At 74.1% G+C, this 18,108-nt stretch carries 18 protein-coding genes and 1 riboswitch; of the genes, 5 read left to right on the top strand and 13 right to left on the bottom strand.

Translation table 11 applies throughout. The annotated features are described in order from the left end of the window. Positions 1-34: 34 nt before the first annotated feature. The gene (locus NJC10_RS03525) at positions 35-451 is read left to right on the top strand and encodes a hypothetical protein (protein ID WP_319074617.1); all 417 of its coding nucleotides are present in this window, start codon (positions 35-37) and stop codon (positions 449-451) included. Here the strand turns inward: NJC10_RS03525 and NJC10_RS03520 are convergent. The 6 genes from NJC10_RS03520 to NJC10_RS03495 form a co-directional block, all read right to left on the bottom strand. Continuing rightward, a complete protein-coding gene (locus NJC10_RS03520) occupies positions 396-1,622 on the bottom strand; it encodes a hypothetical protein (protein WP_319074615.1) in 1,227 nt (408 codons plus the stop codon). The two genes, NJC10_RS03525 and NJC10_RS03520, sit on opposite strands and share 56 nt — an antisense overlap. 48 nt (positions 1,623-1,670) lie before the next feature. Next, positions 1,671-2,876: a glutathionylspermidine synthase family protein gene (locus NJC10_RS03515; protein WP_319074613.1), complete on the bottom strand. Its 1,206-nt coding sequence runs from the start codon at positions 2,874-2,876 to the stop codon at positions 1,671-1,673. Positions 2,877-2,981: 105 nt separating this feature from the next. Then, the gene (locus NJC10_RS03510; protein WP_319074612.1) at positions 2,982-3,425 is read right to left on the bottom strand and encodes a tRNA-dihydrouridine synthase; all 444 of its coding nucleotides are present in this window, start codon (positions 3,423-3,425) and stop codon (positions 2,982-2,984) included. A gap of 89 nt (positions 3,426-3,514) precedes the next feature. Then, a complete protein-coding gene (locus tag NJC10_RS03505; RefSeq protein WP_319074611.1) occupies positions 3,515-4,156 on the bottom strand; it encodes a cation transporter in 642 nt (213 codons plus the stop codon). After that, positions 4,153-5,256, bottom strand: coding sequence for a GNAT family N-acetyltransferase (locus NJC10_RS03500; protein WP_319074610.1), 1,104 nt, complete (start codon positions 5,254-5,256; stop codon positions 4,153-4,155). The genes NJC10_RS03505 and NJC10_RS03500 overlap by 4 nt, the downstream gene beginning before the upstream one ends. 14 nt (positions 5,257-5,270) lie before the next feature. Then, the gene (locus NJC10_RS03495) at positions 5,271-6,653 is read right to left on the bottom strand and encodes a glycine--tRNA ligase (protein WP_319074609.1); all 1,383 of its coding nucleotides are present in this window, start codon (positions 6,651-6,653) and stop codon (positions 5,271-5,273) included. 151 nt (positions 6,654-6,804) lie between these two features. On the opposite strand from NJC10_RS03495, the gene NJC10_RS03490 reads away from it, so the two are divergent. Further along, the gene (locus tag NJC10_RS03490; RefSeq protein ID WP_298985778.1) at positions 6,805-7,104 is read left to right on the top strand and encodes an RNA-binding S4 domain-containing protein; all 300 of its coding nucleotides are present in this window, start codon (positions 6,805-6,807) and stop codon (positions 7,102-7,104) included. Positions 7,105-7,107: 3 nt separating this feature from the next. Here NJC10_RS03490 and NJC10_RS03485 read toward each other — a convergent pair whose 3' ends face one another. Beyond that, on the bottom strand, positions 7,108-7,815 hold the full coding sequence (locus NJC10_RS03485; RefSeq protein WP_319074607.1) for a phospholipase: 708 nt from the start codon (positions 7,813-7,815) through the stop codon (positions 7,108-7,110). A 44-nt stretch (positions 7,816-7,859) separates the two neighbouring features. On the opposite strand from NJC10_RS03485, the gene NJC10_RS03480 reads away from it, so the two are divergent. After that, positions 7,860-8,753, top strand: a complete 894-nt coding sequence (locus NJC10_RS03480) for an SGNH/GDSL hydrolase family protein (protein WP_413466385.1) — start codon at positions 7,860-7,862, stop codon at positions 8,751-8,753. Between the two features lie 4 nt (positions 8,754-8,757). Here the strand turns inward: NJC10_RS03480 and metX are convergent, their stop codons facing one another. Further along, positions 8,758-9,885, bottom strand: a complete 1,128-nt coding sequence (metX, locus tag NJC10_RS03475) for a homoserine O-acetyltransferase MetX (RefSeq protein ID WP_319074603.1) — start codon at positions 9,883-9,885, stop codon at positions 8,758-8,760. After that, positions 9,882-11,258, bottom strand: coding sequence for a bifunctional o-acetylhomoserine/o-acetylserine sulfhydrylase (locus NJC10_RS03470; RefSeq protein ID WP_319074601.1), 1,377 nt, complete (start codon positions 11,256-11,258; stop codon positions 9,882-9,884). The genes metX and NJC10_RS03470 overlap by 4 nt, the downstream gene beginning before the upstream one ends. Positions 11,259-11,380: 122 nt before the next feature. Further along, positions 11,381-11,498: riboswitch (SAM riboswitch) on the bottom strand. Positions 11,499-11,662: 164 nt separating this feature from the next. Between NJC10_RS03470 and NJC10_RS03465 the strand changes: the two genes are divergently transcribed. Next, positions 11,663-12,313, top strand: a complete 651-nt coding sequence (locus NJC10_RS03465) for a VOC family protein (RefSeq protein WP_298985770.1) — start codon at positions 11,663-11,665, stop codon at positions 12,311-12,313. Positions 12,314-12,435: 122 nt separating this feature from the next. On the opposite strand, the gene NJC10_RS03460 is transcribed toward NJC10_RS03465, so the two are convergent. After that, positions 12,436-13,335: a CPBP family intramembrane glutamic endopeptidase gene (locus NJC10_RS03460; protein ID WP_413466378.1), complete on the bottom strand. Its 900-nt coding sequence runs from the start codon at positions 13,333-13,335 to the stop codon at positions 12,436-12,438. A gap of 42 nt (positions 13,336-13,377) precedes the next feature. Here NJC10_RS03460 and NJC10_RS03455 point away from each other — a divergent pair, with 42 nt between their 5' ends. Further along, complete coding sequence (locus tag NJC10_RS03455; protein WP_298985768.1) at positions 13,378-14,529, top strand: phosphotransferase; 1,152 nt, start codon at positions 13,378-13,380, stop codon at positions 14,527-14,529. A gap of 10 nt (positions 14,530-14,539) precedes the next feature. On the opposite strand, the gene gatB is transcribed toward NJC10_RS03455, so the two are convergent. The 3 genes from gatB to gatC are packed head-to-tail and all read right to left on the bottom strand — an operon-like array spanning position 14,540 to position 17,975. After that, positions 14,540-16,045 (bottom strand): Asp-tRNA(Asn)/Glu-tRNA(Gln) amidotransferase subunit GatB, encoded by a 1,506-nt coding sequence (gene gatB / locus NJC10_RS03450; RefSeq protein ID WP_319074600.1) that lies wholly within the window; start codon positions 16,043-16,045, stop codon positions 14,540-14,542. Continuing rightward, positions 16,042-17,670, bottom strand: a complete 1,629-nt coding sequence (gene gatA, locus NJC10_RS03445) for an Asp-tRNA(Asn)/Glu-tRNA(Gln) amidotransferase subunit GatA (RefSeq protein WP_319074598.1) — start codon at positions 17,668-17,670, stop codon at positions 16,042-16,044. Before gatA ends, gatB begins: the two co-directional genes overlap by 4 nt. 8 nt (positions 17,671-17,678) lie before the next feature. After that, on the bottom strand, positions 17,679-17,975 hold the full coding sequence (gatC, locus tag NJC10_RS03440) for an Asp-tRNA(Asn)/Glu-tRNA(Gln) amidotransferase subunit GatC (protein ID WP_248118153.1): 297 nt from the start codon (positions 17,973-17,975) through the stop codon (positions 17,679-17,681). Between the last annotated feature and the right edge of the window lie 133 nt (positions 17,976-18,108).

Raw genomic sequence — 18,108 nt, 5'->3', positions numbered from 1 at the left:
CACGGCCCCCTCCGCCCCGTGACAGGCTGAGGAGATGCCCTCGCCCGTCGGCTCCCCCCGCCCGGCCTCGCACGACGTCGGCCGCGCCCGCTGGGCGGCGACCCTCGCCTTCGCCACGAACGGCGCCCTGCTTGGCGCGCTGGTCCCGCACTACCCGCAGGCCAAGGCCGCGTTCGGGCTCGATGCGGGGGCGTTCGGGCTGCTGGTGATCGCCCTGGCCCTCGGCGCGGCGGCCACCGGCTCGCTGGCGGCTCCCGTCCTGCGCCGGGCCGGCAGCCGCCGGGTGGTGCTCGTGGGCACCGCCGGCCTGGCGCTGGCGGGGCTGGGCTGCGCCGTCGTGGTGCCGACGGCCTACGCGCTCGGCGACGAGATCCCCGGGCTGGCCTGCACCCTGCTCACCGACCGGCCGGCGCGGCCCCGTCCCGGCGCGGGGACGCCCGCCGCACGCTGAGCACGGCCAGCGCCACGCCGAGCACCGCGAAGCCCACGGCCATCACCCCGACGCCGCCCACCGGCCCCACGCGCGTGGTCCCGTAGTCCGGCGCGAACATCCACACGAGGCTCGCCGCCGTGATGGCGCCCATCAGCAGCGCGGTGGCGGCGTGCAGGATGCGCAGCCCGCCGTGGTCGTGCAGGGCCGCGGTCACGGAGGACACCGTGAAGTAGGCGCCCACGAAGATGGACAGCATCTCGATCGAGTCCCAGAAGACCCCCGGCACCACGAGGGACAGGGCCAGCCACGCCACGGCCAGCACTGCGGCCGCGATCTCCGCCGCATGCAGCGGCGCCAGGCGCGCCGGCAGGTGCCCGCGCTCCGCCATCGCCGAGACGCCGCGGGCGGTGGGGATCAGGGTGGAGCCGATCGCCATCACGCAGGACACCACGACGCCGGCCACCACCAGCGGGTGCGTCAGCGCGGCCACGGCGCGGAGGTCCTCGGAGGCGCCGAGCGCGGAGAACACCAAGAAGATCGCCCCGAGCAGCCCGAGGGACACGGCCGCGGCCCGGCGTGGCACGCCCCGGTGCGACTCCTCGGAGAGGGCGTACACGGCGTCGAAGCCCCAGAAGGCGAACACGGCCAGCAGCACGGCGTGCACCCAGTCCTGCACCGTGCCCACGGGCGGGGCGGCGGTCAGGCCCACCTGCGCCAGCACCCACGCCAGGTACGCCGTGGCCGCCACCTGGACGGCCACGCCCGCCGTCTGCACGGCCGCGGTGATCTTCACGCTGGTGGCGCTCACCCACGTCGCCAGCCCGATCAGCGCCGCCCCCACGGCCGCCTTGGCCCACGCCGGCAGCTGCGGCAGCCAGGCGTCGAGGGCCACGAAGGCGAGCCCCGACGTCGCGACGACGCCGGTCAGCGCGAGGCAGTACCCGGCCGCCCACGCCATCACGGGGTGCGCGGTGACCGCCCACGCGTAGATGGAGCCCTTGTCCGGGGCGCGCTCGTCGTTCTCGGACATCCCCGCCCACACCAGCACGATCGGCACGAGGGCCAGCAGATAGGCCAGGGGCGCCCCCGAGCCCACCAGGGCCACGACGAGCGGCACCGTGACGACGGCGGAGTACACCGGCGCCACCGAGGAGGTGGACACGGACACGGACTGGTGGGTGCTGAGCATGCGGGCGGTCCTCGGGTCGGGTCGGGGCGCGGGCGGGGCGCGGGAGGGTCAGACGATGATGTTCGGCACGAACCGGCACAGGGCGTCCGTGACGGGTCCGTCCGACTCGCGGATCCCGACGCCGAAGCACTCGTCCCCCACCATCCAGGTGCCGAGCACAGGCCGGTTGGGGGCGCCGTCGGGCCCGGGGAAGTCCGGCAGGCGGTGGTACTGCTGGTAGACGTGCCCCTCCGGGCCCCAGCGGCCGGCGACGGGGGCCACGTCCCCGTCCCGCGAGCGGATCTCGATGTCCGCGCCCTCGCGCCCGTGCAGGGGCTTGCGGACCCACTCGCGCAGATCGCCGCGGTCGTTGAGGAACGTGGGCAGCAGCAGCTCATGGCCCGGGTAGAGGTGCCACAGCGCGGCCGGCAGGGCCTTCGTGGAGAGGAACATCTTCCAGGCCGGCTCGGTCCAGCGCAGGTGATCGTCCAGCGGGATGCGCGGGCCGAAGCGCTCGGTGACCAGGTCCTCCCACGGGTACAGCGCGAAGAGGTTCGTCAGGTACCGCAGGTCCGCGCCGACGAACCGCAGCTGCTCCGTGTCGAAGCCGATCTGGCTCATCAGCAGGGACTCGCACCTCACCCCGGCGTGCTCCGCGGCGTCGCGCAGCACGGCCACGGTCATGGCGTCCTCGCCCGTCTCGTCCAGCTCGGTGTGGGCGAAGTGCACCCGCGGCGGGCGGCCGGCGGCCAGGTCCGCGGAGAAGATCTGCCGCCACCGGTCCGTGAGCGCCTCGAAGATCCCGTTCCACTGGTCCACGCCGTCCCCGAGGACGTCCTGCTTCCAGTACCACTGCACGACGGCGGCCTCCACCAGTCCGGTGGGCGTGTCCGCGTTGTACTCGAGCAGCTTGGTGGGCTCGTCCGGGCCGGCGTACACCAGGTCGAAGCGTCCGTAGAGGGCGGGGTCGCCGCGGTCCAGGGACTCGACGGCGAGCTGCACCGCATGCCGGGGCAGCCCCAGGGCGCGCCACGGCGAGCCGGGCACGGACTGCTGGCCCGCGAGGAACCGGGCCGCCTCGAGGGACATGCGGTGCAGCTCCTCCGAGGCCCTCTCGAGGTGGTCCACCTCGGCGAGGGTGAGCGCGTAGCACGCGGACTCGTTCCAGTACTGGGTGACGGTGCCGTCCGGGTGCTCGGAGGCGGAGAACACGAGGCCCTGGGAGGCGACGGCCTGCTCCCAGCCGGGACGGGGCGTGACGGTGCGGCGTTCCATGGGGTCGGCTCCTGGGGTGGGGCTGGGGGTGAGGGGAAGCGGGGGTGCGGGGACGACGCGCGGGGCCGCCGTCGTCGTCGCGGGGGCGGTGCGCGGCGGGCCGGCTCAGGAGCCGGCGCCGCCGCCCTTGGTGCCGAACCCGCCCTTGGAGACGGTGCCGGCCTTGGCGAACTCGCCGCCAGCGGCGGGCACGCGGGTGCCCACGCCGCTCGTGGGCCGCACGGCCGTGCCGGCGCGCACCGGGGCGCCGACCGCCGGGACGGTGCGCCCGCCGATCAGCGGGATGAAGAACCAGCCGAAGCCGCCACCCCCGCCGCTGCGCTGGCCCTCCTCGCACCGCTCGTCCGGGACGCGCTCCTGCGTGGCCTCGTCGCGGCAGACCTGCGCGTAGTCGCCGTCGACCTCGTTGACCCCCGTGTCCGCCGGGGAGCTGCAGCCGGTCATCGCGGCGGCGAGCATCAGGGTGCCGCCCAGGGCCAGGGCCTTCGAGGAGCGGCGGCGCTGCCGGACCGGTGCGGCGGCGGGGAGGGCGGGGGCGGGATCGCTCATGGCTCCATTCTGCCCCGCCGAGCCGAGCCTGAGCGCCGGACCGGACAGCGCCGGGCCGTCCCGGGCGGCGATCGCACGAGGCCGGGGCGTCAGTCGTCGTCGACCTCGCCGGCCAGCGCCTTCGCCGCGAGCTCCTCCTCCGTGGCGGCCTCCCAGACCTCCTGGGCGGCGGAGCCGTTGAGCACCACGAGCAGCAGGCCCACGATGATGTCCGCCCAGCCCGAGGCCGTCAGCGCGGTGGCCCCGGCCAGGGCGATCAGCACGACGCCGGCGATCAGGTCGTTGCGGGCCGCGAGGAACGCGGCCGTGGTGAGGGAGCCGCCGTCACTCCGGTAGCGGGCCAGCAGCCCGACGCACACGAGGTTCACGAGGATCGCGCCGACGGCGGTCCACAGCAGCGCGCCGGCCGCGGGCGGCTCGGGGTCGCCGATCTTCACCACGGCCATGATGATCGCGGCGATCGCCGGGAGCACGATGATCCCGGCTATGACCTTGCCGACCCTCGCCCGCCGGGCCAGGGACCAGCCCAGGGCCACGAAGATCAGCAGGTTGACGGCGAAGTCCTCGAAGAAGTCCACCGAGTCGGCCACCAAGGCCACGGAGCGGATGGACAGCGCCACCGCGATCTCCACCACCATGTACGCCAGGTTCAGCAGCGCCACCGTCAGCACGATGGTGCGCAGCGCCCGGACCCGGCCGGGGTCCTCCCCGGTCCGCTGCGCGCCGCTCATGCCGGGTCCGTCGCCCAGATGCGCGTGTCCACGAGGGTGAGCGCGGCCTTGGCCCCGATCAGCCCGTCGAGGATCGGCTCGAGCGCCGTCATGGCCGCGTCCACCTCGACCTGCACGGGATGCTGCGCCACCAGCATGGCCAGCAGCTGCCCGGCCGCCACCTGCGCCTCCTCGAGCGGCAGCCCCGGGTCCCAGCCGAGGAACACGTCCGCGGGGGCCTCCTGGCGCTCGGCCGTGTAGGACACGGCGAAGGCGCGGATCGCGCCGCCCTCACTGCGAGGCGCGTCCCGGAGCACGACGGCGCCCGCCGCCCCCGTCTCCGGGCCCAGGATCAGCTGCTGGGCGGTTCCCACGGACATCTCGGAGGGGTCCCAGCCGTGGACCGCGTCGTAGAACGCGGCCACCGCGCGGGTCAGCTCCACCGAGCCGGTGGAGATCTCCTCCAGCACGGCACCGTCGGGGTGATCCTCGTCCCGCAGCGGCGGCAGGGCGATCGAGCCCGGCGCCACCGCCACGCGACGAGACCGCTGCACGGGGGTGCAGCCGGCGGCCACCAGGAACGCCTCGGTGCCGGCCACCTGCGCGGCGTGCTCGCCCCCGGCCTCCTCGCCGGGGGCCTGAGCGGTCACCTCGGGATCGCGCTCGCCGGCCTCCGCCGCGGCGTCCGCTTCGCGGCCCGTCACCACGGGCACGCGGGAGGCGACGGCGAAGCGCGTCTTGAGCGCCGTCGTCGTCACCTGGCCGGCCGCGTGGGCCTGCTCCACCGCTTCCCGCAGGGCCCCGAGCAGGGCCGAGCCGATCCCCCGGCGGCGGGCCGTGGGGGCCACCTCGAGGTAGAGCCACAGCCGGCGCGGGTGCAGGGACTGCGCGAAGACGGTCCCGGCGCCGACCGGCACGCCGTCGTCCTCGGCCACGAGCGTGCGCCGCCACGGCGTGTCCGCGACCGGGGCGAGCATCGCGCGGTCCTGGTGCTGCTGGACGTCGGCCGGGTCGCCCCACACCTCGAGCAGGGCCAGGTCGTCGCCGTCGGCCCACGGGCGCAGGGTCACGCCCGCGGGGAGGGCGGCGGCCTGGTCCGCGGCCCGACCGGCGTCGCTCACGTGCTGCTCCCCGCTCACTTGGTGAGGCGCTCGGCGAGGTAGGCCTTCACCTGGGAGAGGGCCACGCGCTCCTGCGCCATGGTGTCCCGCTCGCGGACGGTGACGGCCTGGTCCTCGAGCGTGTCGAAGTCCACGGTGATGCAGAACGGGGTGCCGATCTCGTCCTGGCGGCGGTAGCGGCGGCCGATGGCACCGGAGTCGTCCGTCTCGATGTTCCACTCGCGGCGCAGCTCGGCGGCGAGGGCCTGCGTGGCCGGCTGCAGCTCCTCCTTCTTGGACAGCGGGAGGACGGCGGCCTTGACCGGGGCCAGACGCGAGTCGAGGCGGAGCACGGTGCGCACGTCCGTGCCGCCCTTCGCGTTCGGCGCCTCCTCCTCGGCGTAGGCGTCCACGAGGAAGGCCATCATGGAGCGGGTCAGCCCGAAGGAGGGCTCGATCACGTACGGCGTGTAGTGCTCGCCGTTGGCCTGGTCGAAGTACTGCAGCTTGGTGCCGGAGGCCGTCGTGTGGCTCGAGAGATCGTAGTCGGTGCGGTTGGCCACGCCCATGAGCTCGCCCCAGCCGTCCCCGCCGCCGAAGCCGAACTGGTACTCCAGGTCGATGGTGCCGTCCGAGTAGTGGGCGCGCTCCTCCGCCGGCACGTCGAAGCGGCGCAGGTTCTCCGGGTCGATCCCGAGGCCGATGAACCAGTTCCAGCAGGCCTCGACCCACGTGTCGAAGTGCCGCTGGGCGTCAGCCGGCGGCACGAAGTACTCGATCTCCATCTGCTCGAACTCGCGCGTGCGGAAGATGAAGTTGCCGGGCGTGATCTCGTTGCGGAACGCCTTGCCGATCTGGCCGATGCCGAACGGCGGCTTCTTCCGCGAGGCGCCGAGCACGTTGAGGAAGTTCACGAAGATGCCCTGCGCGGTCTCGGGGCGCATGTAGTGCAGCCCCTCCTCGTTGTCCACGGGGCCGAGGAAGGTCTTCATGAGGCCGGAGAACATCTGCGGCTCGGTGAACATGCCCTTGGTGCCGCAGTCCGGGCAGACGATGTCCTGCATGCCTTCCGGGGCACGGCCCTTCTTGGCCTCGAACGCCTCGACCAGGTGGTCCTGGCGGTGGCGCCTGTGGCACTGCTGGCACTCCACGAGCGGGTCCGTGAAGGTGTCCACGTGGCCCGAGGCCTGCCAGACCTGCCGCGGCAGGATGATGGAGGAGTCCAGGCCCACCATGTCCTCGCGCGAGCGCACGAAGGTCTTCCACCACTCCGCCTTGATGTTCTCCTTCAGCTCCACGCCCAGGGGCCCGTAGTCCCACGCGGAGCGCGAGCCGCCGTAGATCTCACCGGCCTGGAACACGAAGCCGCGGCGCTTGGCCAGGCTGATGACGTTCTCGAGCGGGGACTTGGCAGCCATGGGGGCATCACTTCCGTGCACATCGGGGGCGGGAGGGGTTCACGACGACGGCGGCCCGCCGGGTCCTCGCGCTCACCCTGCGCGCGGCGCGGGCGGTCTCGGACGGCCGGGCCGGTCGATGCGGACCAGCCTACCGGCCACAATGGACGTCATGACCGATGCCCACAGCCATGACGAGTCCCGCGCCACGGGGACCGACGCCACCGCCGTCGACGTCCCCGAGGACGCTCAGCCCCTGCCGATCCGTGACACGATGATCCGCCTCGGCCAGGCCCTCAAGCTCGCCTCCCTCGTGGAGGACGGCGCGATGGCCCGGGACGTCGTCGCGGACGGGATGGTCACCGTGAACGGCGCGGTCGAGACCCGCCGCGGCGCGCAGCTGCACGACGGCGACGTCGTCGAGTTCAACGGCGAGGCCGTGGTGATCGAGGCGGAGTCCGCCGAGGCCTGAGCCTCAGCGACCCTTCAGCACCGTGTGCTGCAGGTATTCGCGCACGTGGCCGAGCTCCTGCTGGTTGATCGCGTGGGGCAGGCCCGCGTAGACGATCTTCATGAGGTCCGTGTGCGCTGTGAGCCACGCGTGGGTGGACTCGATGCGGGCCTCGGAGATGACCGGGTCGTCCTGGCCACGGCCCCAGAAGACCTTCGGCGTGAGCCGGGCGACCTCGTCGTCGCGGGCGAAGAGGCCCTCGAGGCCGGGCTCGGCGAGGTCCGGGTCGATCACGAAGCCGGAGAGCGCGACCGTGCACGCGTAGGCCTCCGGGTCCAGGCGCAGCAGAGCGGTGGCCAGCGCCATGCCCTGCGAGAAGCCCAGCAGAGAGACGGTGTGGAAGTCGCCGCGCACGGTCTGCACCCACGCGTGCAGGTCCTCTGTCGCGCGGCGGACGGCCGGAGCGTCGTCGGAGCCGATCTCCCCCGTCACCGGGTCCTGGGAGAGCGGGAACCACGCGTGCATGCCGGGCTGGAGGGTCAGCGGGGCGCGGACGGCGGCCACCGTGAACGGCTCCGGCAGCTGGGGCACGAGGCCGAAGAGGTCGTGCTCGCTCGCGCCGTAGCCGTGGAGCAGGATCAGCAGGTGCTCGGTGCGCTCGCCCTCGGGGCGGGACCAGCGGACGACGGGCTCGGGGCTCGGGGCGGAGGGGGTGTGGGAGGGCTCGGTCACCGGCTCAGCCTAGCGATTGACCGTGGGTCGGCCCCTGGAGCAGACTGCTACCCGTGAGTAACACCATCGTGCCGCCCGTCCACGATCAGCCCACCGGTCACCCCTGGCGCCGCTACGTGGCCCTCGGAGACTCCTTCACGGAGGGCATCGGGGATCCGGACCCGGACCAGCCCGGCTACCACCGCGGCTGGGCCGACCGCGTGGCCGAGGAGCTGGCCCGCCACGCCGAGGCGCCGGAGCCGTTCGCCTACGCGAACCTCGCCGTGCGCGGAAAGCTGATCGACCAGATCGCCGCCGACCAGGTGGACCCGGCCATCGAGCTGGCCCCGGACCTCATCAGCATCTGCGCGGGCGGCAACGACGTCCTGCGCGGCGCCGACCCGGACGACATCGCCCGCCGCCTGGACGCCGCCGTCGGGAAGCTCGCGGGAACGGGCGCCACCGTGCTCCTGTTCAACGTGACCGACATCCGTGACACCCCCGTGCTGGGACGCATCCGGGGGAAGGTGGCGATCTACAACGAGAACGTGCGCACCGTGGCGCTGCGCCACGACGCGCTCGTGCCGGACATGTGGTCGCTCAAGCAGCTCTCGCGGCCCGAGATGTGGGCGGAGGACCGGCTGCACTTCTCCCCCACCGGGCACCACACCATCGCGGCGATGGTGCTGGACACCCTCGGCGTCGAGCACGATCTGGAGCCCCTCCAGCCCAAGCCGGCCGCGCCCCGGACGTGGCGTCAGGCCCGCGTGTCCAACGCCAAGTGGGCGCGGGCCCACCTCGCGCCGTGGGTGATCCGACGCATCCGCGGCGTCTCCTCCGGCGACGGGGTCAGCGCCAAGCGCCCCGTGCCCGAGCCGCTGTTCGGCGTGGAGATGCCGCACGGCTCGGACCACACGGAGTCGCTGCCGGTCACGCCGCCCGCCGAGCCGGCCTCCTGAGCGGTCAGAGGGCGAGGGTCTCCTTCAGGGCGTCGGCGACCTGCCCGTACTCGGTGAGGAACCCGTCATGGCCGATCGGCGAGACGATCGTGTGGACGAGCACCTCGCCGGGCAGCAGCTCCGCGAGCAGCGCCGACTCCTCGGGCCGGTACAGCCGGTCGGAGTCGACGGCGGCCACGAAGGCCCGCCCGCGGAAGCGCCCCAGCGCCTCGGACAGGCTCCCCCGCCCGCGGGCGACGTCGTGGCTCATGAGCGCCTCGGTGAGCACGAGGTAGGAGTTCGCGTCGAACCGCGCGGCGAGCTTCGCGGCCTGGTGGTCCAGGTAGGACTCCACCGCGTAGCGTCCTTGCCGCCTCCCGACGGCGGCCCCGAACGGGTCCTCCGCGCCCTGGGGCTCGCGGCCGAAGCGGTACTCGAGCTCCTCGGCCGTGCGGTAGGTGGTGTGGGCGATGCGCCGGGCGATCCCGAGGCCCGTCTCGGGCCCGGGTCCGCCGTAGTAGTCGCCCTCGCGGTGCGCCGGGTCGAGCCGGATGGCCGCGGCCTGCGCCTGGCCCCAGGCGATCTGGTCCGCCGAGGACTGCGCCGTCGAGGCGAGCACCCCGACGCCGGCCACGCGCTCCGGGTGGGAGACCGCCCACTCCAGGGCGCGGGCCCCGCCCATCGACCCGCCGATCACGGCCTGCCACACGTCGACCCCGAGGTGGTCGGCGAGGCGGCGCTCGGCCTCGACCGCGTCGCGCAGCGTGAGGAATGGGAAGCGCGAGCCCCACGGCACGCCGTCGGGGTCGGGCGAGGACGGGCCCGTGGAACCGTGACAGCCGCCCACCATCGCGGGGGCGACGACGAACCAGCGGTCCGTGTCCACCGCCCGGCCGGGGCCGACGAGCGCGTCCCACCAGCCCGGCGTCGGGTCCGCGGCGTGCGCGGCCACGTGCGAGTCGCCCGTGAGGGAGTGCAGCACGAGGACCGCGTTGGAGCCGTCGGCGTCCAGGGTCCCCCACGTCTCGTAGGTGAGGGTGACGTCCGGGAGGAAGCCGCCGGTCTCGGTGGTCAGGGGCCCGACCGAGACGGTGTGGCGGGCGCCCTCGGGGAGGTCGACGGTCAGGGACGGGCGGCTCGCGACCGCGGTCATCGGGTGCCCTCCCCCGCACCGGCCGCCGCCGCGAAGCCGCGCTCCAGGTCGGCGAGGATGTCCTCGGCGTCCTCCACGCCCAGCGAGAGGCGCACCAGCCCGGGCGTCACACCGGCGGCGCGCTGCTCGTCGTCGGTGAGCTGGGAGTGGGTGGTGGAGGCCGGGTGCACCACGAGCGAGCGGACGTCGCCGATGTTGGCCACGTGGTGCAGCAGCTCAAGCCCGTCCACGAACGCCGCACCCGCCTCGGCGCCGCCCGCGATCTCGAAGGAGACGAACGCGCCTGCGCCGCGCGGCAGGTACCGCTGCGCCCGCTCGTGCCACGGGCTGGAGGGCAGGCCGGCGTAGACCACGGAGTCCACGTCGTCGCGCGCCTCGAGCCACTCGGCCACGGCCGTCGCGTTGGCCACGGCGCGCTGCATGCGCAGGGAGAGGGTCTCGAGGCCGAGATTGACGAGGAAGGCGTTGAACGGGGAGATCGAGGAGCCGTAGTCGCGCAGCAGCTGCACGCGCGCCTTGAGGATGAACGCGAGGTTGGCGCCCAGGGCGGAGCCGACGCCCAGGTCCCGCGCGTACACGAGCCCGTGGTAGGACTCGTCCGGCTCGTTGAACCCGGGGAAGCGCTCGGGGTGCTGCGCGAAGTCGAACGTGCCGCCGTCGACGATCACGCCGGCCATGGCGGCGGCGTGCCCGCCGAGGTACTTCGTGGCCGAGTGGGTGACGATGTCCGCGCCGTGCTCGATCGGGCGCAGCAGGTACGGGGTGGCCAGCGTGTTGTCCACGATCAGCGGCACGCCCGCCTCGTGCGCGACGTCGGCCACCGCCCGAACGTCCAGCACGTCGCCCCGGGGGTTGCCGAGGGTCTCCCCGAAGAAGGCCTTGGTGTTCGGCTTCACGGCGGCGCGCCAGGACTCGACGTCGTCGGGATCGGTCACGAACGTGGTCTCCACGCCCACCTTGGCCAGAGTGTGCTTGAAGAGGTTCTGCGTGCCGCCGTAGAGGCTCGCCGAGGCGACGACGTGGTCCCCGGCTCCGGCGACGTTGAGGATCGAGAAGGTCGTGGCCGCCTGGCCGGAGGCCAGCAGCAGCGCGCCCACGCCGCCCTCGAGCGCGGCGACCTTCTCCTCCACCGGGGACTGGGTCGGGTTGCCGATGCGGGTGTAGAGCGGGTCCAGGTCCTTGAGGGCGAACCGGTCCGCCGCCACCTCGGCGGAGGGGAAGTCGAACGAGGTCGTCTGGTAGATGGGCAGGGCCGTCGCGCCGAAGGCGTGCTGGCCGGGGGCGGCGCCGGCGTGGACCTGTGCGGTGGAGAAGCCCCACGCGGCGGCCGGGGTCAGGGGCGTGGTCTCGGCGGGGATGTTCTGGTCGGTCATGGCGGACTCTCCTGAGCTCCTCAGGGGCCGGACCCGCGTCCCTCCCGGCGGTCGGTGCGCCGGGTCGACCCGGCGCCTCGCGCCGGGGGTGCCCCGGCGTCGTCGAGAGGGGCCGAGGGGACGGCCCGCGCTTGCCGACAGCCCGTGTGGGAGCCGGCCTGGTCGTCACCCGGGGCACCCCACCGCGGAAGGAGGGTTGCCGGTCAGCATGCCGGGGCAAAGACGCTGACTCTCGTGACCGTGCCGCCAGTGTGCCACGGGTGCGGGGCCGATTTCATCGGGCGTGTCACACATGGATACGCTGTGAATCACAGGGGCGGCTCGGAGGTCAAGGGGCCGACGGCGCCGCCCTCCCATCGCGTTCGACGCCCGGCCCGCCCGGGGGTTCGGAGAGGAACAACGCCGTGAACACCTGCCGGATGGACCACGTCTCCTACGCCGCCGGGCCCGAGGGCCTCGAAGCCACCGTGGAGCGCCTCGTCGAGACCCTCGGCATCGACCGCATCAAGGGCGGCGTGCACCCGCGCTTCGGCACCCACAACGCCCTGTTCCCCATGCGGAACGGGCAGTGGCTCGAGGTCGTGGAGGCCATGGACCACCCGGCCTCCCTCAGCGCCCCCTTCGGCCAGCTCGTCCGCGCCCGCTCCGAGCAGGGCGGCGGCTGGATGAGCTGGGCCGTCTCCACCCCGGACATCGGCCGCTTCGAGCGCCGCCTGGAGCGCGAGGCCGTGCCCGGCATCCGCCGCTTCCCCGACGGCCGGGAGCTGTCCTGGCGTCAGATCGGCGTCAAGGGCACCCTTGCCGACCCGCAGCTGCCGTTCATCGTGCGCTGGGCCGACGGCCAGGAGGACATGCACCCGTCCCAGGCCGCCGAGCCGCAGGCCGCGATCGCCCACCTCTCCATGGCCGGGTCCCCGGACCGCCTGCGCGAGTGGCTGGGCGGCACGGAGGAGGACGCCGTGGCCGACGTCGACATCGCCTACGTGGCCCCGTCCGGCACCCCGGGCATCTCCTCGGTCACCTTCACCACCCCCAAGGGCGAGATCACCCTCTGACCCCTCGGGGTCCACGCAGCGTTTCGGGCTCACCTTCTGACGCCTCCGCGAGCCGGATGCGTCAGAAGGTGACCGCGGAACGTGGGGTGCGGGGCCGGGCCGGGGCCGATGGGCCGCGCGGGTCAAGTCCCGAACCAGCCCGCCTGCGCCAGCAGCGGAAAGGCCACGAAGCCCACGGCGTCCAGCAGGAAGTGCGCCACCACGAGCGGGACGACCCGCCGGTGCCGCACGAAGAACAGCGTGAACACCACGCCCATGAGCGCGTTGCCGATCCCCGGGCCGACCCCCTGGTACAGGTGGTATCCCGCGCGCAGCACCGCCAAGGCCAGCACCACGGTCCAGACGCGGACGGGCAGGAAGAGGCCTGTCGCCGCGGGCGAGGGCAGCGCCGGCGCAGGATGCCGTGCGAGACCGGCGGCGCGCAGCTGCTGGAGATACCCCAGCCGGTCCACCATCCAGGCGACGACGATCACCTCCTCGAGCAGCGCATGCCGCGCGGCGGAGAGCAGCAGCACGGGCACCGCGTACCAGCTCGGGTCCATCGCGTTGGCGACGATCGCCGTCGTGATGCCGGCCGCGCGGCCGCCCGCGTAGACGGCGAGCGTCCCGAGCCCCATGGCGAGGAAGAGGCCGACGCCCCACGCGAGGTCGCGGCCCGGGCGGCGCAGATCCAGGCCGAGCGTGCGGAACGGGTTCCGCCCCCGCAGCCACATCAGGTGGAGCACGAGCGCGACCGGCACGAGGGCGAAGCCGATGTCCAGGAGCTGGTAGACGAGGTCGAAGATCCAGCGGTCGTTCACGGTGGGATTCAGGACGGTGGTCTGCTCGCCGAGCGGGGCCCGGGTGGCCTTGTCGATCAGCTGCACCACCGCGTACACCGCCGAGCGCCCGAGCGAGAGCCCCAGCACGATCGCGATCTCCCACCGCACCGTGCGGGCGGACGGGTCGGGCAGGTGCGCGGCGGTCGCGGAGGCGCCGGGGGTGCGGGTCGGCGCGGAGGCGCCGGGAGCGGGCGTGGTCACGGGGGCCAGTGTAGGGACGGCGCCCTCCCCTACCCTGGGAGCATGGCCAGCGATCCCGTCCCGTCCGAGCTCGAGCTGGTGGCCGCGGCGCTCGAGCGCCTGCGGCCCGGCCTGGACCCGACGACGGCGGCCCGCCTCCGGGCGGCCGATTGGTCCGCCGGCGGCGTCGAGGAGGGCGGGCAGTTCCACCGGGTGCTCGTGCTCGAGGACGTGGGCGTGCTGCGCATGGCACGCCTCCACGAGGCGGGCGCGGCACCGGGCACGGTGTGGAGTCCGGAGCGCGATCCGGCCGCCCAGCTGGAGCGCCGGGTGGCCCTCGTGGACGGCCTCGCGGCGGCGGGGCTGCCGTGGCCGCTGCCGGTCTCGCTCTCGGAGGTGGTGGGTGCTGAGGCGGTCCGTTCAGGCGCGGGTGACGACGGCGGCGCGGTCCCCGTCCCCGGCCCCGGCGGCACCGCGGCCGTCCTGCAGACCCACCTGCCCGGCTTCCCCCACCCGCCGCACGAGGGCGACCCGGCTGTGCTGCGCGGCATCGTCGACGCCCTCGCTGCCGTCGACGTCGCCGACCCCCGCATCGCCCCGCATCTCGGGGCGCCCTTCGCCTTCCGCGGGCCGTGGACGGCCGAGCGCGTCGCCGCCGTCGCCGCGCTGCCCGAGCGGCTCGCGGGGCGGCTCGGCGGCTGGCCGGGCGATGCGCCGCCGACGCGGGAGGCGGACAGCGGCCCGGATCGGGTTCAGGGCGCCGCGACTCCCCTGGCCGCCTGGCCCAGCGTCGTCGCGCGCCTGACCGACGCGGCGACGCGCTGGACCGCGGAGCCGCCCGTGCCGCCGTGCCTGGTGCACGGGGATCTGGCCGGGCACAACCTGCGGTGGCTGCCCGAGCCGGGCACGCCCGTGCACCCCGAGCCGACGTGGCGGCTGGCGGGGATCCTCGACTGGGACCTGGCGTGCGCGTGGGACCCCGCACTCAACGTCGCCTACCTCGGCCTGTGGCACGGCGAGGAGCTCGTCGAGGACGTGGCCCGGGACGCGGCCGAGGCGCGGCGCGCCCGCGTGTGGCTCGGCGTCATGGCCCTCGAGACCCTCGACGACGCCGCGGCCCGGGACGCACTGGTGGGCATCCCGGACCGCTCCTGGCGCACGCTGCTGCGCAAGACGCTTCCGCGTGTGACGCGGGCGGTGACCGCGCTGGGGTGAGACTCCCCGGTCAGCCGACCCCGAGGCGCTCGAGCACGATCTCGCGCACGCGGCCGGCGTCGGCCTGGCCCCGGGTGGCCTTCATGACCGGCCCGATCAGTGCGCCGACCGCCTGCATCTTGCCGCCCTGGATCTTCGCCACCACGTCCGGGTGGTCCGCGATCGCGGCGTCCACGGCGGCGGTGAGCGCGCCGTCGTCGGAGACCACGGCCAGGCCCTTGGCCGCCACGATCTCCTTCGGGGCGCCCTCGCCGTCGGCGACGAGGCCGAGCACCTGCTTGGCGATCTTGTCGTTGATGGTCTTCGCGGCGATGAGCTCCTCGACCTCCACCACGTGGGCGGGGGCGATGCCGAGCTCGGCCACGGCCACCTCGCGCACGTTGGCCAGGCGGGCGATCTCGCCCATCCACCACTTGCGGGCCGCCGGCGCGGACGCCCCGGCCTCGACCGTGGCGACGATCTCGTCCAGCACGCCGGCGTTGACGACGTCGCGGAACTCCTCGTCCGAGTAGCCCCACTCCGCCTTGAGTCGCTTGTTGCGCACGGCCGGCAGCTCGGGCAGCTCGGCGCGCACGCGCTCGATCCACGCCTCGTCCACGACGACGGGCACGAGGTCCGGCTCGGGGAAGTAGCGGTAGTCGTCGGCGTCGGACTTGGGACGGCCCGACGTCGTCGTGCGCGTGTCCTCGTGCCAGTGGCGCGTCTCCTGCGTGATGGTCCCGCCCGCGGCGAGCACGGCGGCCTGACGCTGGATCTCGTGGGTGACGGCGTGCTGCACGGCGCGCGTGGAGCTCACGTTCTTGGTCTCGGTGCGCGTGCCGAAGACCTCGGCGCCCTTCTCCATGAGGGAGACGTTCGCGTCGCAGCGCACGTTGCCGTGCTCCATGCGGGCGTCCGAGATGCCGATGGCCTTCACGATGTCCCGGATGGCGGCCACGTAGGCGCGCGCGATCTCCGGGGCCCGCTCCCCCGCGCCCACGATGGGCCGGGTCACGATCTCGATGAGCGGCACGCCCGCGCGGTTGTAGTCCACCAGGGAGCTCGAGGCGCCCTGGATGCGGCCGGACCCGCCCTGGTGGGTGAGCTTGCCGGCGTCGTCCTCGAGGTGGGCGCGCTCGATCTCCACGCGGAACACGGTGCCGTCCTCGAGCTCCACGTCCAGGTGGCCGTCGAACACGATCGGCTCGTCGTACTGGGACGTCTGGAAGTTCTTCGGGGTGTCCGGGTAGAAGTAGTTCTTCCGCGCGAACCGGCACGTCGGGGCGATCTGCGCGTTCAGGGCCAGGCCCAGGCGGATCGCGAACTCCACGGCCTGCCGGTTCAGCACGGGCAGCGTGCCCGGCAGGCCGAGGTCGAGCGGGGTGACGTTGGTGTTCGGCTGGTCGCCGAACGCGTTGGCGGCCGAGGAGAAGATCTTCGTGGCGGTGTTCAGCTCCACGTGCACCTCGAACCCGAGCACCGGGTCGAAGCGCTCCATCGCCTCGGCGACGTCCATGGTCTGCTCTGCGTGGCTCACGCGGCTCCTCCGTCCGTGGTGGTGGCGCGCTCGGCGCCGGTGCGGCGCTGCGCGCCCTTCTCGAGCTCGGGGGCCTGCGCCCACACGGGCGAGCCGCCGCGGCGGGTCACCAGCGCCTCGACGGCGGCGCCCACCTCGTACAGGCGGGCGTCCTCGCGCGCCGGGGCCGTGAACTGCAGGCCGTACGGCAGGCCGTCCACGAGGCCGCCGGGCACCGAGATGCCCGGGACCCCGGCCAGGTTGGCCGGGATGGTCGCGTAGTCGTTGAGGTACATGGTGACCGGATCCTTCGTCTGCTCCCCCAGCGCGAAGGCGGTGCCCGGCGCGGTGGGGCTCAGCAGCACGTCCACCTGCTCGAAGGCGGCCGCGAAGTCCTGCTGCACGAGCGTGCGGACCTTCTGCGCGGAGCCGTAGTAGGCGTCGTAGTAGCCCGCGGAGAGGGCGTAGGTGCCCAGGATGATGCGGCGCTTGACCTCGGGGCCGAAGCCGGCGGCGCGGGTGGCGCCCATGACCTGCTCGATCGTGCCGCCGCCGGCCGGGACCACGCGGTTGCCGTAGCGGACGCCGTCGAAGCGGGCCAGGTTGGAGGAGACCTCCGAGGGCATGATGAGGTAGTACGCGCCCAGGGCCGCGTGGAAGTGCGGGCAGGAGACCTCGACGATCTCCGCGCCCGCCTCGCGCAGGGCGGCGACGTCGGCGTCGAAGGCCGCCTTCACACCGGGGTGGTAGCCGTCCTCGCGCAGGTCGGCGATCACGCCGATGCGCAGGCCGGAGAGGTTCCCGCGGGCAGCGGCCGCGCCGAGGTCGGCGGGCTCCTCGGGCAGCGAGGTGGAGTCGCGCTCGTCATGGCCGGCGATCACCTGCTGCAGCGCGGCGGCGTCCGCCACGGTGCGCGCGGCGGGGCCCACCTGGTCCAGCGAGGAGGCCATCGCGATCACGCCGAAGCGGGACACGGCGCCGTACGTGGGCTTGACGCCCACGGTGCCGGTGAACGCGGCGGGCTCGCGGATGGAGCCGCCCGTGTCCGAGCCCAGGGCGAACGGGGCGAGGAACGCGGCCACCGCGGCGGCCGAGCCGCCACCGGAGCCGCCGGGCACCCGGTCCAGGTCCCACGGGTTGCGGGTCACGCCGAACGCGGAGTACTCGGTGGAGCCGCCCATCGCGAACTCGTCCATGTTGGTCTTGCCCAGGATCGGCAGGCGGGCGGCGCGGATCCGCTCGATGACCGTGGCGTCGTACGGGCTCATCCAGCCGTCGAGCATCCTGGAGGCCGCCGTCGTGGGCTGCCCGACGGTGACGATGTTGTCCTTGATCGCCACCGGCACGCCGGCCAGCGGGTGCAGGGCCTCGGCCTCGGCGCCCCCGGCGGCGCGGATCGCGTCCACCTCGGCGGCGACGGCGAGCGCCTCCTCCGCGTTGACGTGCAGGTACGCCCGCACGCCGCGGTCCTGTGCTGCGTCGGCGCGCGGGTCGCCGTCGAACTCCGCGATGCGGTCCAGGTGCGCCTGGACGAGCTCCACGGAGGTGGTCGTGCCGGCGCGCAGGCACTCGGCCATCTGCAGGGCGGTGAGGCGGACCAGCTGGTCGGCGCCCGCCTCGGCGTTCACATCGAAGGTCTCGGTCATGCTCGTGATCACTCTCCGTCCAGGATCGCGGGGACCTTGAACTGGCCGTCCTCGGCGTCCGGCGCCTGGTCCAGGGCCTGCTCCTGCGTGAGCATGCCCGTGGGCACGTCCTCGCGGAACACGTTGTGCAGGGCGATGGGGTGGGAGGTGGGCTCCACGTCCGCGGTGGCCACCGCGCGCACGTCCTCGACGGCCGCGAGGATCTCCTCGAGCTCGCCCGGCATCTGGGCCAGCTCCTCCTCGCTCATCTGGATGTGGGCCAGGCGGGCGAGGTGCTCCACCTGCTCCCGGGTGATCTCCGGCATGGATCTCCTTCACGACGGTGGTGTCGGACGGCGTGGCCGGGCCGGGCACGCGGACGCGCGACGGGGCCGGACGGGCCGCTTTCGGTTCGGACCGAGTCTAGCGGCGCGCGCGGACGGGACACGGCGGCAGCCG

It is taken from the genome of Micrococcus sp. M4NT (assembly GCF_033790745.1).
GTDB lineage: Bacteria > Actinomycetota > Actinomycetes > Actinomycetales > Micrococcaceae > Micrococcus.
Note: the sequence above shows the minus strand (reverse complement) of the source record. Positions and strands in the feature narration are given on the sequence as shown.

Bases quoted from the DNA above. Each gene is read 5' to 3' on its own strand.
- NJC10_RS03525 (WP_319074617.1), top strand. From the start codon at position 35: ATGCCCTCGCCCGTCGGCTCCCCCCGCCCGGCCTCGCACGACGTCGGC.
- NJC10_RS03520 (WP_319074615.1), bottom strand. From the start codon at position 1,622: ATGCTCAGCACCCACCAGTCCGTGTCCGTGTCCACCTCCTCGGTGGCG.
- NJC10_RS03515 (WP_319074613.1), bottom strand. From the start codon at position 2,876: ATGGAACGCCGCACCGTCACGCCCCGTCCCGGCTGGGAGCAGGCCGTC.
- NJC10_RS03510 (WP_319074612.1), bottom strand. From the start codon at position 3,425: ATGAGCGATCCCGCCCCCGCCCTCCCCGCCGCCGCACCGGTCCGGCAG.
- NJC10_RS03505 (WP_319074611.1), bottom strand. From the start codon at position 4,156: ATGAGCGGCGCGCAGCGGACCGGGGAGGACCCCGGCCGGGTCCGGGCG.
- NJC10_RS03495 (WP_319074609.1), bottom strand. From the start codon at position 6,653: ATGGCTGCCAAGTCCCCGCTCGAGAACGTCATCAGCCTGGCCAAGCGC.
- NJC10_RS03490 (WP_298985778.1), top strand. From the start codon at position 6,805: ATGACCGATGCCCACAGCCATGACGAGTCCCGCGCCACGGGGACCGAC.
- metX (WP_319074603.1), bottom strand. From the start codon at position 9,885: ATGACCGCGGTCGCGAGCCGCCCGTCCCTGACCGTCGACCTCCCCGAG.
- NJC10_RS03470 (WP_319074601.1), bottom strand. From the start codon at position 11,258: ATGACCGACCAGAACATCCCCGCCGAGACCACGCCCCTGACCCCGGCC.
- NJC10_RS03455 (WP_298985768.1), top strand. From the start codon at position 13,378: ATGGCCAGCGATCCCGTCCCGTCCGAGCTCGAGCTGGTGGCCGCGGCG.
- gatA (WP_319074598.1), bottom strand. From the start codon at position 17,670: ATGACCGAGACCTTCGATGTGAACGCCGAGGCGGGCGCCGACCAGCTG.
- gatC (WP_248118153.1), bottom strand. From the start codon at position 17,975: ATGCCGGAGATCACCCGGGAGCAGGTGGAGCACCTCGCCCGCCTGGCC.